The sequence below is a fragment of the Pectobacterium nicotianae genome (assembly GCF_023272715.1).
GTDB lineage: Bacteria > Pseudomonadota > Gammaproteobacteria > Enterobacterales > Enterobacteriaceae > Pectobacterium > Pectobacterium brasiliense.
In genome coordinates this window covers 822867-838095 of sequence record NZ_CP096821.1, presented here as the reverse complement: position 1 = coordinate 838095, position 15229 = coordinate 822867, and the positions used below count along the sequence as shown (strand labels likewise).

The window sequence follows — 15229 nt, the reverse complement described above, 5'->3', positions numbered from 1 at the left end:
ATTAGCGCCGTCACATCGCCGATGGCTGTGCCAGCGCCCGCCAGCGAGGATCGTGAGCAAACCATTCCACCAGAAAATCCAACAGGGTACGCAGCGCGGCCGGCATCTGGCGGCGCGAGGTGTAAATGCCATAAATGCCCATCGCCTGCGGACGGTATTCCGGCAACAGCGCCACCAGTTGTCCGTTAGCGAGATAGGGTGCCGCAGAATAGCGCGGTTGCAGCGCGATCCCCGCCCCTTCCAGCGCCCCCGCCAGTAGCACCAGTGACTCGTTGCCGCTCAGGTTACCGCTAACGGGAATCGTAAACTTTTCATCACCGCGGGAAAAATGCCACAGGCTTTTACCGAAATAGGTGTAGGTCAGGCAGTTATGAATCGAGAGATCGGTCAGCTGTCGCGGAATACCGTGCTCATTCAGATAAGAAGGCGATGCACACAGCACCGATTCACAGCGTGAAAGCGGGCGGGCAATCAGATTGGGATCCAGCTCGTTGGTGATGCGCAGCGCCAGATCGATACGTTCCTCGACCAGATTCACCGTTCGGTTATTCATTTGCAGATCGATAGCAACGCGAGGATGTCGCCGCAGGAAAGCCGTTATCGCCATACCAAGCGCCCCCTGCGCCAGCGATTGCGAACAGCTGACGCGCAGCAAACCGCTTAACGTAGCATCGTCGGTATCGGCCTCGACGCGCATATCCGCCGTCAGCGCCAGCATCTCCCGACAGCGTGCCAGCGTTTTTTCACCCGCATCCGTCAGGCTCAGCTTGCGCGTGGTGCGGTGCAATAGCCGCGCCCCTGCCCACGTTTCCATCTCCGCCAGATAGCGCGTCACCATCGCCCGGGACATGTCCAGCGTCTCTGCCGCCGCAATCATGCTACCGCGGTCTATAATCGTTACAAACACTTCAGCAGCCGTAATACGATCCATAAATTAGTCCGTTTTATGCAACAAACAATTGCCCGTTTTGCGGTTTTTCGTACGATTAATGCAACATAACATGAACCCACTTTCTGTCATACCTGTGGAGTATCACCATGTCTAAATCTATCGCTTTTACCGTGTCTTTACTTGCTGCATCGCTGGGCCTGGCTTCTGCGGCTAACGCCGCCGAGTTAAAAATCGACGTGTTTAATCCGGGTGAAGCCAGCATATTCCCCGTTTCTTCTGAAATTATCAGCGGCGATAAAGAAGTCGCGCTGATCGATGCACAGTTCCAACGTAACGATGCCCAAACGCTGGTTGATCGCATCAAAGCCACCGGAAAAAAACTGACCACCGTCTATATCAGCCATTCTGACCCTGACTACTATTTCGGTCTGGACGTCATTAAAGCCGCTTTCCCGGACGCTAAAATTATTGCGACTCAGGCGACCATCGATGCGATCAACGCCAGCAAAGACGGCAAAGTGGCGCATTGGGGCCCGGTTCTGAAAGAAAACGCGCCGAAGGAGATCGTGGTTCCTCAGGCACTGGAAGGCGATAGCTTTACCGTTGATGGCAAAAAACTGGAAGTGAAAGGACTGAAAGGGCCAACGCCGGATCGCACTTACGTCTGGATCCCTTCGCTGAAAGCCGTGGTCGGCGGTATTCCGGTATCTGCTAACATCCACGTCTGGCTTGCCGATACCCAAACGCCAGAGTCTCGCGTTCACTGGCGTGATACGCTGAAATCCATTGAAGCGCTGAAGCCAACCACCGTCGTACCGGGCCACTTTATCGCGCCAACCGATTACACCTTGAAAAACGTGACGTTTACGCTGCAATATCTGGATACAGTGGAAAAAGAGCTGGCAAAAAGCAAAGATTCTGCCGAACTGATCGCTGCAATGAAAAAACACTACCCGACGCTGAAAGAAGAATCGGGTCTTGAACTGAGCGCCAAAGTCCTGAAAGGTGAAATGAAGTGGCCACAGTAAGACTGCATTATATTTACGATCCATTGTGCGGCTGGTGCTACGGCGCCGCCCCACTCGCGCTGGCAGCGCAGGAGATTGACGGGTTGGATCTGATCCTCCACGGCGGCGGTATGATGACGGGCAGCAATAGCCGTACCATCACCCCGGAGTGGCACGATTACGTGATCCCCCACGATCGCCGCATTGCACAAATGACCGGGCAAACCTTCGGGGAAGCGTATTACGAAGGGCTGCTGCGCGACACCAGCGTCGTGCTGGATTCTGCGCCGCCGACGGCTGCCGTACTCGCTGCGGAAGCGATGGATGATAAAGGCATGGTGATGCTGCACGAGATCGAGCGTGCGCACTATGTTTCCGGACTAAAAATCGTCGACGCCGCCGTGCTGCGTCAGTGCGCGGAAGCAATCGGTCTGGATGGCGAGGCTTTCAGCACCGAGTTCGCCTTTATCCAGGCAGAAACGCTGTCAAAACACATCAGCGCTAGCCGGGAATTATTGGCGAAAGTGCGTGGACAAGGCTTCCCCACTTTTGCGCTGGAAGACGCTAACGGGAATTTCCAGCAAATCCCGGCGGCAAACTACCTCGGTCAGGTAGACGCATGGCGCAAGGTGCTGACACAGATGGTCAACCACGCGACGGCATAATCGCCCGCATCAACCTTCATTAAGGGAGCACGCCAACGGCCTGCTCCCTTTTCTTTTAATAGCCGCCAAGACGTGAATCTGCAGATCTCAAACCACACCTGGAACCATCAGCTGCAATATCGTACTCATGGCGACACCTTCCTGGGTAGTCATTCTTTGAATCCTCATCATCGGATTCAGCAGCGACGAATGCGCTCAAAATGAGTAGCGGTACACCAACAATGAGTCCTGTTGTTCTCCAAAAACTAATTTTTTCACTTCCATCGGCATTATGGATAATCTGCCCTTGATCATCACGCGCAGCACAACCTGTCATTAATAGGCATAAAGCTATTATCAGTATTTTTTTCATAATTTTTAGTTAGAGAAGAACCTCGTGGCAGATTAAAGAACACTCAAAAAAAGACTATTGATAATGATCATGCTTTTTTGAAAAAAGTTTTTAAATACCAGTATTTATCGCAACGCCCACTCTAACCGTACCTTCAGAAATTTGTTAGCGCTTTTAGGGTTGAATCAAGCAATCTTGAGCTCTTCCCTTTGTTCAGTACCGGCGTAAAGTAGAGTTTTCGGCCTGTCTTCTCCGTCCAAAAGAGGTCATCCGGCATGAAAAAGACACGTTATACCGAAGAGCAGATTGCGTTTGCCCTGAAGCAGGCCGAAACCGGCACACGGGTCGAGGAAGTCCGCAGAAAGATGGGGATTTCTGAAGCCACTTTTTACAACTGGAAGAAGAAGTTTGGCGGCATGGGCGTGACGGAACTGCGCCGTCTGCGTCAGTTGGAAGAAGAGAATCACCGTCTGAAACGGCTGGTGGCGGACCTGAGTCTGGACAAGGAGATGTTGCAGGATGTCATCCGAAAAAAGTTCTGAGGCCCGTGCAAAAGCGTGACGCGGTGGCATATCTGCTGGAAGCTTACCGTATCGGACTGCGTCGTGGCTGCCGTCTGATGATGCAGAGTCGCACGGTGTACCACTATCGCAGTTGCCGTGATGACAGGGCCATTACGCAGCGGATAAGGGAAATTGCCGAAACCCGTGTTCGCTATGGCGTTCAGCGCATTCATATTCTTCTGCGCCGGGAAGGCTGGCTGATTAACCATAAAAAAACACGCCGTATTTATTGTCAGGAAGGCCTGAATCTGCGGACAAAACGCCCCCGTCGACATGTCACCGCCAGACACAGACGCGCACGTCCAGGGGTGAGTGCGATTGACCAGTGCTGGAGCATGGACTTCGTGGCTGATAATCTGTTCAACGGGCGTCGTATCCGGGCGCTAACTGTAGTCGATAATTTTAGTCGGGAATGTCTGGCAATCCAGGTAGGTCAGGGACTGCGCGGAGACTATGTGGTCGCGGTGATGGGGCGCCTGAAACAGTTACAGAAGCGGGTGCCGGGACGGCTGCAGACCGACAATGGCAGCGAATTTATTTCTAAGCCGCTAGATCAGTGGGCCTATGAAAACAAGGTGACAATAGACTTCTCACGGCCCGGAAAACCGACAGATAATGCCCTCATCGAGTCATTCAATAGCCGTTTTCGGGACGAATGTCTGAACGTCCACTGGTTCCTGTCACTGGAAGATGCTCAGGAGAAGATCGAACACTGGCGACAGGAATATAACCAGCAGAGACCGCATTCCTCGTTAAATAACCAGACTCCGGAGGAATTTGTTCGAAGTCTGCAAAAAGGCCCGGATCTCTGATTTAGCCTGGCCCCGATATTGGGAAGAGATCAAAACGCACCTTATTCTGTTGGGTATCCAACATTTGGGGTGCAGTTCAGATTACGGGCTTTATTTTTGTTCTAATTTTAAAAGAGAGACTATTTTATAAGTCTCCATTTTCTACAACCACAAGAAGGGCAAGAATATCTTTCTGCTAGCCATTTCGTTATCTCATCAGAGAATGCTAATAGAGCCACGCCACCAGTAACTATTGCAACACAAATAACAAAGGCGAATCCAGTCCCAGCAAAAAAATAAGTCACCCAAGCCCAGAAGCCACCACCAACAAAACTACCACCAAGAGCTTTTAAGAAAAATGTTTTATTGGCTTCTTCTTTAAACCCACATTTCCCACATTCAACATATGCCATATAGACCTCCGTGTTTCGTGACCAAATTCATTTTTTACTTAGAAATAGAGTGTCCACATTCAGGACAAAACTTCATTGTACTATCTGTTAGAATGGCACCACAACCTTTACAATCGAGAGCATTAAGTTTTTTACGAAGCATCGCAATATGAATTACACACGGAATTGTAACTTTATAAGCGGGACCTGCTAGATCAATAGCTGTCCATAAGCCAGTAATCGCCCATCCAATAGGACCTGTTAGGATGGATGCTGTTCTCATTAATGTTGCATTAGTAGCAAGCATCAGTCCTCTTCCAAGAATTAGTTTCGCAATTTGGTTAGCAATAATGAGTGTTAATTGATAAGAATAAAATCCACCAGATCTAAAAATAGCAATAAATGCAGATGTAGCTACTCCACCGCTACTTAAACCTCCTTTAGCTCCCATCTCATCCATAAGTCTTTGTTTATCTCCATCAGACATTTCGTCTAAAGCTTTAGTTAGGATTGTTTCCAATATTGCATTTTCAATATCTTCAATGACTTTTTCTTTGTTAAATGGGGCTTTTATTTTTGTTGCCACATCACAAACCATTTCATGATAACTAGGTCCCTCACCACCTCTAAATAAATTAGCAAATGAGTTCCCACCCATATCCCTGACTTCTTTTGCAATTAAATCTGCATATTCAGAATGAGATGGCTCGTGTAGTTTGTATGACTCATGAACGGTTAAAGTCTCAGATAGTTTTGTCTTAAGATATTCGACCAGAGGAGCCAAGTCTTCATCAGAAGAAATATCTAAAACGGGATTTATATCTTTATCAAAAATAGTTGTATTTTTCATTTTAATTCCTTTTATAAACAGTTCAATACCAATTTATTTATGTATTATGTAGATAAATTTTCAGCAGGGGGAATATATTAAGAATTTTCTCTATTAACTTTTAAATACTTTCAGAGAGTTAATTTTTGATGACTAACTCTCAAATAAATAGAGCTATACGTAAGTGTTAATCAAATTTTCCGTTAGAACCTCTAACTTCAATAAGATTTTTAGACTCAGTTTTTAGCTTTGCTAATGTTTTCTTTGCATCTCCACATCCGTCATTGGCATAGATAGCCCCCTTCTTTCATGACGGCCACGGAACTATACGCAATGAGTTTCTATGTATCAACTCCATTAATGGTCTTGATGAGGCTTTGTTGAATAAATACTTTTCGAGATACAGCAAAGCCGTTCACATACCTCTCAAGCAATACGCACGCTGTCCGGCATCCCCAGTAACATCATGATGTTTCGCGAATTCAGATAATAAGTACAACGCACAGTCATCACTGCATCATATGAGCGAGTGCTGAATGAGAACACAAACAGCCTGTTACGGCAGTTTATCCCGAAGGAGACAGACCTGAGAAGCGTGTCAGAAGAGGCGTTACTGCAAGGCCACGCAAGTGTCTTGGGTTCAGGCAACCCTCGGTGGTATTTGCAGAGCTAAGAATGGCGGCTTAGCGTTGCACTTCGGAGTTGAATCCGCCAGATAGCTATCAGTCACAACCCGCTCCCTGTGCTATAGTCAGCGCCAACAAAGATAACCTCAGACAACACCGCCAGACACACGAAACGATAACTGACAAACCATGACCGACGTAAAATCAGGTACACACAACACGGTATCCACCGACCCTCGCGCTTCTCGCCTTAACCGCTTCTCCATCGCGCCGATGCTCGACTGGACCGATCGCCACTGCCGTTACTTTCTTCGCCAGTTGAGCAGCCAGACGCTGCTGTATACCGAAATGGTGACGACAGGCGCGATTCTTCACGGCAAAGGCGACTATCTGGCCTACAGCGAAGAAGAACACCCGCTGGCGCTACAGCTCGGCGGTAGCGATCCGCAAGCGCTGGCGCAGTGTGCCAAACTGGCAGAGCAGCGCGGCTATGATGAAGTTAACCTGAACGTTGGCTGCCCGTCTGACCGTGTACAGAATGGCCGTTTCGGTGCCTGCCTGATGGGCGAAGCGGCGCTGGTGGCGGACTGCATCAAGGCGATGAAAGACAGTACCTCAATCCCGATTACGGTGAAAACCCGCATCGGCATTGACGATCAAGACAGCTATAAATTCCTGTGCGACTTTATTCAAACCGTCGCCGAACGCGGCGAGTGCGAGACGTTTATCGTCCACGCGCGCAAAGCCTGGCTATCGGGCCTGAGTCCGAAAGAGAATCGGGAGATTCCACCGCTGGATTATCCGCGCGTTTACCAGCTCAAGCGCGATTTCCCTGCACTCACTATCGCCATCAACGGCGGCGTCAAAACGCTGGAAGAAGCCAAAACGCATTTACAGCATCTGGACGGCGTGATGATGGGCCGTGAGGCTTACCAGAATCCTGGGATTCTGGCACAGGTTGACCGTGAGCTATTTGGCATCGACACTGCCACGCCGGATCTGGCTGGCGTGGTGCGAGCCATGTATCCCTATATCGAGCGCGAACTCTCTGGCGGCGCATCATTAGGCCACATCACGCGCCACATGCTCGGCATGTTTCAGGGCATCCCCGGCGCGCGTCAGTGGCGACGTTATCTGAGTGAAAACGCCCACAAACCCGGTGCTGACGCTGCGGTGGTAGAGCGTGCGCTAGCGCTGGTTAATCTGGTTTAAAAAACACTAACAGTTAGTCTTTTTCACCAATATTCTTTCATTTCTCTTCCCCGTGCCGCTGGTAAATCAATCACTTACCAGCGGCGCATCTTGGCATGATTCTTGTTATAGCTTATGTGGCACGCAGAACTTTTCTCTGCGGTTTAACCGCTACAGGAGCACACCATGTTGGAAATTTTCTTCGTTATTGGCTTTTTTATCATGCTGATGTTGACGGGCGTGTCACTGCTGGGCGTGATTGCGGCACTGTTTGTGGCGTCCCTTTTTATGTTGATTGGTGGGCTGTTTAGCATCGCGATAAAGGTGCTGCCGTGGCTGATTTTAGCCGTCGCGGCGGTGTGGCTGTGGCGCAAATTTAGCGGTCGACCTGTCTACAACTCGCACCGCTATACCTATCGCAAATACACGTATCGCCAGCGCAACGGAAATGAGTGGTAATGCCAGAAAAATCTGAATTACGCACGAAAATGACGGGCAACGCCGTGTTTAACACCAACTTGTTTTAATACGGCTTGTTTTAATACGGATTATTTTAATATGGCCTGTTTTAGTACAAAAGTGTGCGCCAGCAGATATTTTTTCCCGGATGTGGCTGCTAGGATGACGCCACAGTTTGACACCCGATTGTCGTTTAGAGGGTGAGCAAACTAAGTTGGGTAAATAAACAGTTGGGTAAATAAACCAAGTTAGGTAAATAAAACACGGTGGCAAAAAGCCACACAATTTCATCATCGTCAGGGAAATAATAGCCGCACAGCGGCACTTTCGTGACGATCACCACGCTGTACCCTACATACAGTCTGATGAAATTAGCGTAACGGCCAAGGCCTTTCAGGCAATAATACCGACTCGTTAAGAGTCGGTATTATTGTCAGGCTCTGTCACTCAGCAACCGCCTTCCCTGACCTCAGCACATTCACTCACACACCACGCCTACTCTTGCTATTGCAACGGCTCACGCTTGTGTAGCTTCACACGAAAGCCTGATGGCGACATCGTAAAAGCAAAGCTCTCGGTAACGTCCGATGCGGGCTGCTGCGCCTCGACGCGAAACCCGCTACACAGCGCGTGAAATCCCAGTTTAATTTCCATTAATGCCAGCGACCGTCCGGGGCACATACGCGGCCCGCCACCGAAAGGCTGAAGATCGGAAAAAGAGGCCTTTCCGCGTTCAAGCCACCGCTCAGGCACAAAATCATCAGGCTGCTGAAACAGCGCGTCGTCAAACCCGCTCGCATTCAGCATCAGCAACAAAGGCGTGCCCTTTTTAATCAGGAAATCATCAATAACGGTGTTCTTCGTTGGCTCAAGATACAGCAACGGTGCAACGGGCTTGAGCCGCATCGATTCATACATCACAGCGGTGAGCCAGGGCAGTCGCGGAAGCGGCCACGGAAGGAGTGCTCCGGCACCATCAGCCGCCTCTTTACACTCTTGAAAAACACACTCTTCGACCGAAGGCGCTGAGCAAAGCTGGAAACTCATCCAGGCCAGCGTATTCGCCGTCGTGTCCTCCCCCGCGAGAAGGAGCGTAATCGCATTGGCGACAATGTCGTCGTCTTTCAGCGTCCCGTCTTTTTTCTGCTCGGCAAGCATCACCTGTAGCATATTTTCCGGCGCTTCCATTAATTGCGGATTGAGCAGGAGGCGTTTCCGCTGACGATAAATAAACCCATCAACGTATTCACGAATCAGGCTCAGGCTTGCATCGAACTGCTTATCTCGCTCCCTCCTGATGTACCGCCATACAGGAAACAAAGAACCACTGCGGGCATTAATCATGGGAAATAGGCGACGTAAGCTTTGCGACAGCGGGTTTTCCCCCTGTTCGAGCGTATTCACGTCTTCACCAAAGGCCAGTAATGACGTGATATCAACCGTATAGCGCTTGAATTCTTCCACGAGGACAACGGTTTCCCCGGTTTCAGCCAACATCGCGAAACGGTCCGATAGCCGGGAGGTCACCTTCCTGAGGCTGGGATAGAAATATTTCAGATGGGCGGGCTGAAACATCGGCTCCGTCAGCCTGCGCTGATGCTCCCAGCGTTTCCCTTCCGATGAGAAAACCCCGTTCAACCCCGCTTCCTGAAACACGGATTCAATGCTGCTGATGCGCCGAAATTCGTCAGGGCGGGATTTCATGATGGTGCGAATACATTCCGCATCGGCAATCACTATCGCGGACGTGAGCCCCAGCCTTAAGCGATAAAAGCGCCCATACTGCGCTTTCCACCGCAGCATCTGGAGATGAACATCACTTCGTTTCAGGTAATCAACATGCCCAAGAATACTTCGGGTTGGGGGCATTGGCAGGCGTTTGATGGATCTCATACTCACATCCTTCTTTAGTGTGTTCAAAATCAGGCGAGAAATCGCCTGTGAAAACAACAATCGAGATAGCGGAGAGGTAAAGAGAGAACCATTTTTGAAAAAATGCCGTGGAACCGATGCTCACAGCCAGACGCGACATACGCGTTCGATTCTGCTTATTGGGATTGATGTACGGCGCAGACAACGAGCAAGGCACAGGATCTGAATGACCGTCTTAACCTGCTTTTCGTCAAATCCTACAGAGAGGTGTTTAAAAAACAAACAAGCCGTTTTGGTTTTTTTGTTAAGAAGTAATACTGTCAGCCACGTTTTTCCCTGCCTGGAAAAGGGGGGCGGGAGAAGCGAGGTTATCGGCAGAACGCGATAACCTCATTGAGCAATTAGCCCGGAATCAGCAGGCATGAGCCCTGCGTACTGCGACTTTCCAGCGCCCGATGCGCCGCTTGCGCATCCGACAGCGCGAATTTCTGGTTATGCGGCACATCTACCGTAATCGCCCCGCTGGCGATCAGTGAAAAGAGTTCATTGCTGGCCAGCTCCAGCTCGGCGCGGTTCGTCACGTAGCCAAACAGTGACGGACGCGTGACGTACAATGAGCCTTTCTGGTTCAAAATCCCCAGATTGACGCCAGTAACCGGCCCGGACGCGTTGCCGAAGCTGACCATCAATCCACGGCGACGCAGGCTGTCGAGCGAGGCTTCCCAGGTATCTTTCCCGACCGAGTCATACACAACGTTCACTTTCTGCCCGTCGGTCAGTTCTGCGACGCGCTGCGCAATATTCTCGGTACGGTAATTTATGGTCGCCCAGGCACCCGCCTGTGTTGCCCGTTCCGCTTTCTCATCAGAGCCCACCGTCCCGATCAGCTTCGCACCCAGCGCCTTCGCCCACTGGCAAGCGATCAGCCCAACACCACCCGCCGCGGCATGGAACAGGAAGACTTCATTCGGCTTGATTTCATACGTCTGGCGCAGCAGATAGTAAACCGTCAGCCCTTTCAGGAAAGAGGCCGCCGCCTGCTCAAAGCTGATGGCATCCGGCAGCAGCGCCACCTTTTCCGCCACCACGTTGTGCACGTCGCTATACCCGCCCAGCCCGGACTGCGCATACACCACGCGATCGCCCACTTTCAGCTCGCTAACCCCTGCTCCAACTTTCGTCACGACGCCTGCCGCTTCGGTTCCCAGCCCGGAAGGCAAGTCAGGCACCGGATACAGGCCGCTGCGAATATAGGTATCGATAAAATTAATGCCGATGGCGCGGTTCTCAACCTGAACCTCTCCCGCAGCGGGGTCGGCAGGCGTGAAATCCACATATTGCAGAACCTCTGGGCCGCCATAAGCTCGGAACTGAACGCGTTTTGCCATGTTATCTCCTTAATCGTGACAGGTTCATCATTGCTCTATTATGGATATGGATTGTGTTATTTCGGACGTGTGGCATATACAATGCCTCCTAATCCAATGGCAAATCAACCGGTAAAGAACCCGTTTCATGGCAGAGAAAAGACCCACCAATAAATCGAATGAACCCCGTGACCGCCAGATGGAAGGTCTGAAACTTCCGCCACATTCGCTGGAAGCGGAGCAATCGGTATTGGGTGGCCTGATGCTCGACAATGAGCGTTGGGATAATGTCGCCGAGCGTGTTGTCGCGAACGACTTCTATAACCGCGCCCACCGCCTGATCTTCACCGAAATGCAGCGCCTGCTCGAAATGAGCAAACCCATCGACCTGATTACGCTGTCCGAATCGCTCGAGCTGCAAGGTTCGCTGGAATCCGCCGGTGGCTTCGCCTATCTTGCCGAACTGGCAAAAAACACCCCGAGTGCCGCGAACATCGGGGCCTATGCAGATATCGTGCGCGAGCGCGCCGTGGTGCGTGAAATGATCTCCGTCGCCAATGAGATCGCCGATGCAGGCTACGACCCACAGGGCCGCAGCAGTGAAGATCTGCTCGATCTGGCGGAATCCCGCGTCTTCCAGATCGCCGAAAACCGCGCCAGCAAAGACGAAGGCCCGAAAAGCATCGACCGTATTCTGGAAGACACCGTTTCCCGTATCGAGCAGCTGTATCAGCGTCCGCACGACGGCGTAACCGGCGTGTCTACCGGCTATCAGGATCTGGATAAAAAGACCGCAGGCTTGCAAAAATCTGACCTGATCATCGTCGCGGCGCGTCCATCGATGGGTAAAACCACCTTCGCCATGAACCTGTGTGAAAACGCGGCGATGATGCAGGATAAACCGGTATTGATCTTCAGTCTGGAGATGCCCGGCGAACAGATCATGATGCGCATGCTCGCGTCGCTGTCCCGCGTGGATCAGACCCGTATTCGTACCGGCCAGTTGGACGATGAAGACTGGGCGCGTATTTCCAGCACCATGGGGATCCTGCTGGAAAAGCGCAACATGTACATCGATGACTCCTCCGGCCTGACGCCAACCGAAGTGCGATCCCGCGCCCGTCGCGTGTTCCGTGAACACGATGGCCTGAGCCTGATCATGATCGACTACCTGCAATTGATGCGCGTGCCGTCGCTGTCCGACAACCGTACGCTGGAGATTGCAGAAATTTCTCGCTCGCTCAAAGCATTGGCAAAAGAATTGCAGGTTCCGGTTGTCGCTCTGTCGCAGCTTAACCGTAGTCTGGAGCAACGTGCCGATAAGCGCCCGGTTAACTCGGATCTGCGTGAATCCGGCTCCATCGAGCAGGATGCCGACCTGATTATGTTTATCTATCGTGATGAGGTGTATCACGAAAACAGCGACCTGAAAGGCATCGCTGAAATCATTCTGGGGAAACAGCGTAACGGCCCGATTGGTTCCGTTCGTTTGACCTTTAACGGGCAGTGGTCGCGCTTTGATAACTATGCCGGCCCACAATATGACGATGAATAACGCAGCGCTCAGCAATGACAACACTGCACTAAGGAACAAGAATGAAAACGGCAACTGCCGTCATTAACCGGCGTGCTTTGCGCCACAACCTGCAACGTATCCGCCAGCTAGCACCTGGCAGTCAGGTCGTTGCCATCGTGAAAGCCAACGCCTACGGCCACGGCATGATCGACGCTGCCCATACCTTTTCCGACGCTGACTGTTACGGCGTCGCGCGGCTCTCCGAAGCGCTGACACTGCGCGCCGCGGGTATCACCAAGCCTATCGTCCTGCTGGAAGGTTTTTTCTCCGCCGACGAGCTTCCGCTTCTGGTGGAGCATCAGCTAGAAACCGCCGTTCACAGCCCCGAACAGCTTGCCGCCCTGGAACAGGCCACGCTGCCACAGTCGATCCCCGTGTGGATGAAGCTGGATAGCGGCATGCACCGCCTTGGCGTTCTGCCGGAACACGCCGACGCGTTTTGGCAGCGCCTGACCGAATGCCGCAATGTGGTTCAGCCAGTTAATATCATGAGCCACTTTTGCCGCGCCGATGAACCCGAAGCCGGCACCACCGAACGCCAGCTAGCCTGCTTCGATGCCTTTACACAGGGTAAACCCGGCGCGCAGTCCATCGCGGCCTCCGGCGGTATTCTGCTGTGGCCGCAGTCACACCGCGATCGCGTTCGTCCCGGCATCATTCTCTATGGTGTGTCGCCACTGGATAACGAAGACGCCGCGCATTTCGGCTTCCAGCCTGCGATGACCTTTACGTCTCACCTGATTGCCGTTCGCGAACACCACGCGGGCGAAGCAGTCGGTTACGGCGGAACCTGGACCTGCCCGCGCAATACCCGTCTGGGCGTGGTAGCCGTCGGCTACGGCGATGGCTATCCGCGCTGCGCGCCAGCAGGAACCCCCGTGCTCATCAACGGGCGTGAAGTGCCGCTTTCCGGCCGCGTATCAATGGATATGATTACGGTGGATTTAGGGCCGGATGCGCAGGACAAGGTTGGCGATGAGGTCATTCTTTGGGGGCCAACGCTACCGGTTGAACGCATTGCCGCGCATACGGGTGCCAGCGCCTACGAACTGATTACGCGCTTAACCCAGCGCACTGCGGTGGAATACGTCGACGGTGAGTAAAAACGAACCAGCAGGTTTTTATCGGCAGGCTCATGGCTTGCCGACCTTAAAACGGGTTATCTACTATGCGGCAAGCTGGCTTGCCGTCTCCGCGATCCTGACGCTGTTTGCCCTCGTCAATTTCTATACTCTGAAACCGACGGATGTCGGCGGCACGCTGTTTGGCGGCATGTTTAGCGCGATGTTCGATCTCATCTACTGGTCTTGCGCCGCATCGGGTTTCTGTTTTCTAGCGCTCTTTCGGCTTTCAGGATGGCGTGTTGCCTGGATACTCGCGGGTCTGGTGCAAATCGGCATCAGCGCCCTGTGGCGGATTCAATATTGGCAGGAGTATGAAAACGACAATTTGATACTCTCCCCGATGCCCGGTGAGCTGTATGTTTCCATGCTGGTAGGCGCAGGCATGGCCGCTATCGGCATCGTGAAATATCGACACGCGCGGCGCAACCCAGTCGCTCAACGCCCAACCTATGCTAAAGCCGTCGCCGCATTGCTGCTCGTTGCGCTTTATCTGGCGCTTCCGCTACATCTCTACCTGCGTGAACCTCTCCCCTACTGCGCCTTTAGCCCTGACGGACAGCAGTTAAGCATATGTCTGGGGGACAATGACGAGCGGATTATTGTGGAGTGATGGATTTACTGCCGTATAGGCAGTTTAGAAATGGTATGCCAAAGCCGGAGCAGATATAGAAAAGTTCACTGCCGTATACGCAGCTTAGAAACACTGCGTAGTACCCATCACCACAACACAGCGGTTCACTGCCGCATAGGCAGCTTAGAAAACACGGTCACGAATAGTGATCCGCATGATTGGTGTCCACTGCCGTACAGGCAGCTAAGAAAATAAAGCTCTCCTAAAGTCAGGAATAAAAAACTCATAGGCAACGCGGCCTAAAAAGCTGGTAGTCTGTTTGGCCGACTGCCTGATACTGTTTAGGAAACGCGATGTACCACATTGATGACTTCGATCTGAAAATCCTGACGCTGCTACAGACGAACGGCCGCCTGACCAATCAGGAGCTGAGCGATCTGGTTGGGCTTTCCGCCTCGCAGTGTTCCCGCCGTCGCATCGCGCTAGAACAGGCACAGCTGATTCTTGGCTATCATGCCCGTCTGTCGCCGAACGCCGTCGGGCTGGAATGTCTGGGATTAATTGAGGTGCGACTGATCAATCACACCAGCGAATACGTTGAGCGTTTTCACCAGATGCTGGGAGAAGTGGACGCCATCATCGACGCCTATAAAACCACGGGTGATGCCGATTATCTGTTAAAAGTGGCTGTGGCAGATCTGCCTGGACTCAGCACGCTGATTAGCCAGATTCTGTCGCAGAACAAGAGCGTCGCGCACCTGAAAACCTCAGTGGTATTGAACCGCCTCAAAGAGAACGGTTTGATGATGCCAGAACTGCCTGCGTTGCCCTGAATTGGGGCAATCGCCTCTATTTGGTGCAAAAAAGGAATGATTCGCGCAACAAAAACCGAATAAACGCACAAAATAGACAGATAAATAATAAAAAACGCATGAATCACGCATTATTTTCATTCATATAATTCAATACGTTG

General features: G+C 51.8%; 14 protein-coding genes and 2 pseudogenes. 10 read left to right on the top strand and 6 right to left on the bottom strand.

Features of this window, described 5'->3' with window-relative positions:
• Nucleotides 1-10: 10 nt before the first annotated feature.
• Nucleotides 11-931 carry a LysR family transcriptional regulator gene (locus tag MYB54_RS03705; protein ID WP_248721521.1) on the bottom strand — a complete coding sequence of 307 codons (921 nt, stop codon included), beginning with the start codon at nt 929-931 and terminating at the stop codon, nt 11-13.
• A gap of 107 nt (nt 932-1038) precedes the next feature.
• Here MYB54_RS03705 and MYB54_RS03700 point away from each other — a divergent pair, with 107 nt between their 5' ends.
• Nucleotides 1039-1920, top strand: a complete 882-nt coding sequence (locus MYB54_RS03700; RefSeq protein WP_014916558.1) for an MBL fold metallo-hydrolase — start codon at nt 1039-1041, stop codon at nt 1918-1920.
• The gene (locus tag MYB54_RS03695) at nt 1908-2564 is read left to right on the top strand and encodes a DsbA family protein (protein ID WP_014916559.1); all 657 of its coding nucleotides are present in this window, start codon (nt 1908-1910) and stop codon (nt 2562-2564) included. Before MYB54_RS03700 ends, MYB54_RS03695 begins: the two co-directional genes overlap by 13 nt.
• Before the next feature lie 55 nt (nt 2565-2619).
• Here the strand turns inward: MYB54_RS03695 and MYB54_RS22025 are convergent.
• Nucleotides 2620-2706 (bottom strand): annotated as a pseudogene (locus tag MYB54_RS22025) (transmembrane anchored protein); the annotation flags it as partial.
• Between the two features lie 464 nt (nt 2707-3170).
• Between MYB54_RS22025 and MYB54_RS03685 the strand changes: the two are divergent.
• Nucleotides 3171-4270 (top strand): IS3 family transposase gene (locus MYB54_RS03685; protein WP_148276414.1). Its coding sequence is split into 2 segments (ribosomal slippage): nt 3171-3432 and nt 3432-4270, totalling 1101 coding nucleotides; the frame shifts between segments, so codons are not numbered across the junction.
• A gap of 119 nt (nt 4271-4389) precedes the next feature.
• On the opposite strand, the gene MYB54_RS03680 is transcribed toward MYB54_RS03685, so the two are convergent.
• Together MYB54_RS03680 and MYB54_RS03675 are read right to left on the bottom strand one after the other, a co-directional pair.
• Nucleotides 4390-4662: a hypothetical protein gene (locus tag MYB54_RS03680; RefSeq protein WP_071822608.1), complete on the bottom strand. Its 273-nt coding sequence runs from the start codon at nt 4660-4662 to the stop codon at nt 4390-4392.
• 34 nt (nt 4663-4696) lie between these two features.
• Entirely contained in the window at nt 4697-5491 is a 795-nt protein-coding gene (locus MYB54_RS03675) for a ubiquinol-cytochrome C chaperone family protein (RefSeq protein WP_014916562.1), read from the bottom strand.
• Between the two features lie 493 nt (nt 5492-5984).
• Here MYB54_RS03675 and MYB54_RS03670 point away from each other — a divergent pair.
• The 3 genes and pseudogenes from MYB54_RS03670 to pspG form a co-directional block, all read left to right on the top strand.
• Nucleotides 5985-6157, top strand: a pseudogene (locus tag MYB54_RS03670) (IS30 family transposase); the annotation flags it as partial.
• 128 nt (nt 6158-6285) lie between these two features.
• Entirely contained in the window at nt 6286-7308 is a 1023-nt protein-coding gene (dusA, locus tag MYB54_RS03665; RefSeq protein ID WP_206555386.1) for a tRNA dihydrouridine(20/20a) synthase DusA, read from the top strand.
• A 165-nt stretch (nt 7309-7473) separates the two neighbouring features.
• A complete protein-coding gene (gene pspG, locus MYB54_RS03660; RefSeq protein ID WP_010279209.1) occupies nt 7474-7746 on the top strand; it encodes an envelope stress response protein PspG in 273 nt (90 codons plus the stop codon).
• Between the two features lie 504 nt (nt 7747-8250).
• On the opposite strand, the gene MYB54_RS03655 is transcribed toward pspG, so the two are convergent.
• Together MYB54_RS03655 and MYB54_RS03650 are read right to left on the bottom strand one after the other, a co-directional pair.
• Nucleotides 8251-9639 carry a cytochrome P450 gene (locus tag MYB54_RS03655; RefSeq protein WP_206555385.1) on the bottom strand — a complete coding sequence of 463 codons (1389 nt, stop codon included), beginning with the start codon at nt 9637-9639 and terminating at the stop codon, nt 8251-8253.
• Between the two features lie 380 nt (nt 9640-10019).
• Entirely contained in the window at nt 10020-11006 is a 987-nt protein-coding gene (locus tag MYB54_RS03650) for a quinone oxidoreductase (protein ID WP_206555384.1), read from the bottom strand.
• Between the two features lie 127 nt (nt 11007-11133).
• Here MYB54_RS03650 and dnaB point away from each other — a divergent pair, with 127 nt between their 5' ends.
• The 4 genes from dnaB to MYB54_RS03630 all read left to right on the top strand — a co-directional run bounded on the left by dnaB (nt 11134) and on the right by MYB54_RS03630 (nt 15089).
• On the top strand, nt 11134-12540 hold the full coding sequence (gene dnaB / locus MYB54_RS03645) for a replicative DNA helicase (protein ID WP_010279223.1): 1407 nt from the start codon (nt 11134-11136) through the stop codon (nt 12538-12540).
• A gap of 41 nt (nt 12541-12581) precedes the next feature.
• The gene (gene alr, locus MYB54_RS03640) at nt 12582-13664 is read left to right on the top strand and encodes an alanine racemase (protein ID WP_248721520.1); all 1083 of its coding nucleotides are present in this window, start codon (nt 12582-12584) and stop codon (nt 13662-13664) included.
• Nucleotides 13657-14295: a hypothetical protein gene (locus tag MYB54_RS03635; protein ID WP_248721519.1), complete on the top strand. Its 639-nt coding sequence runs from the start codon at nt 13657-13659 to the stop codon at nt 14293-14295. The genes alr and MYB54_RS03635 overlap by 8 nt, the downstream gene beginning before the upstream one ends.
• Before the next feature lie 314 nt (nt 14296-14609).
• Nucleotides 14610-15089 carry an Lrp/AsnC family transcriptional regulator gene (locus MYB54_RS03630; protein WP_010295086.1) on the top strand — a complete coding sequence of 160 codons (480 nt, stop codon included), beginning with the start codon at nt 14610-14612 and terminating at the stop codon, nt 15087-15089.
• Nucleotides 15090-15229 lie beyond the last annotated feature (140 nt).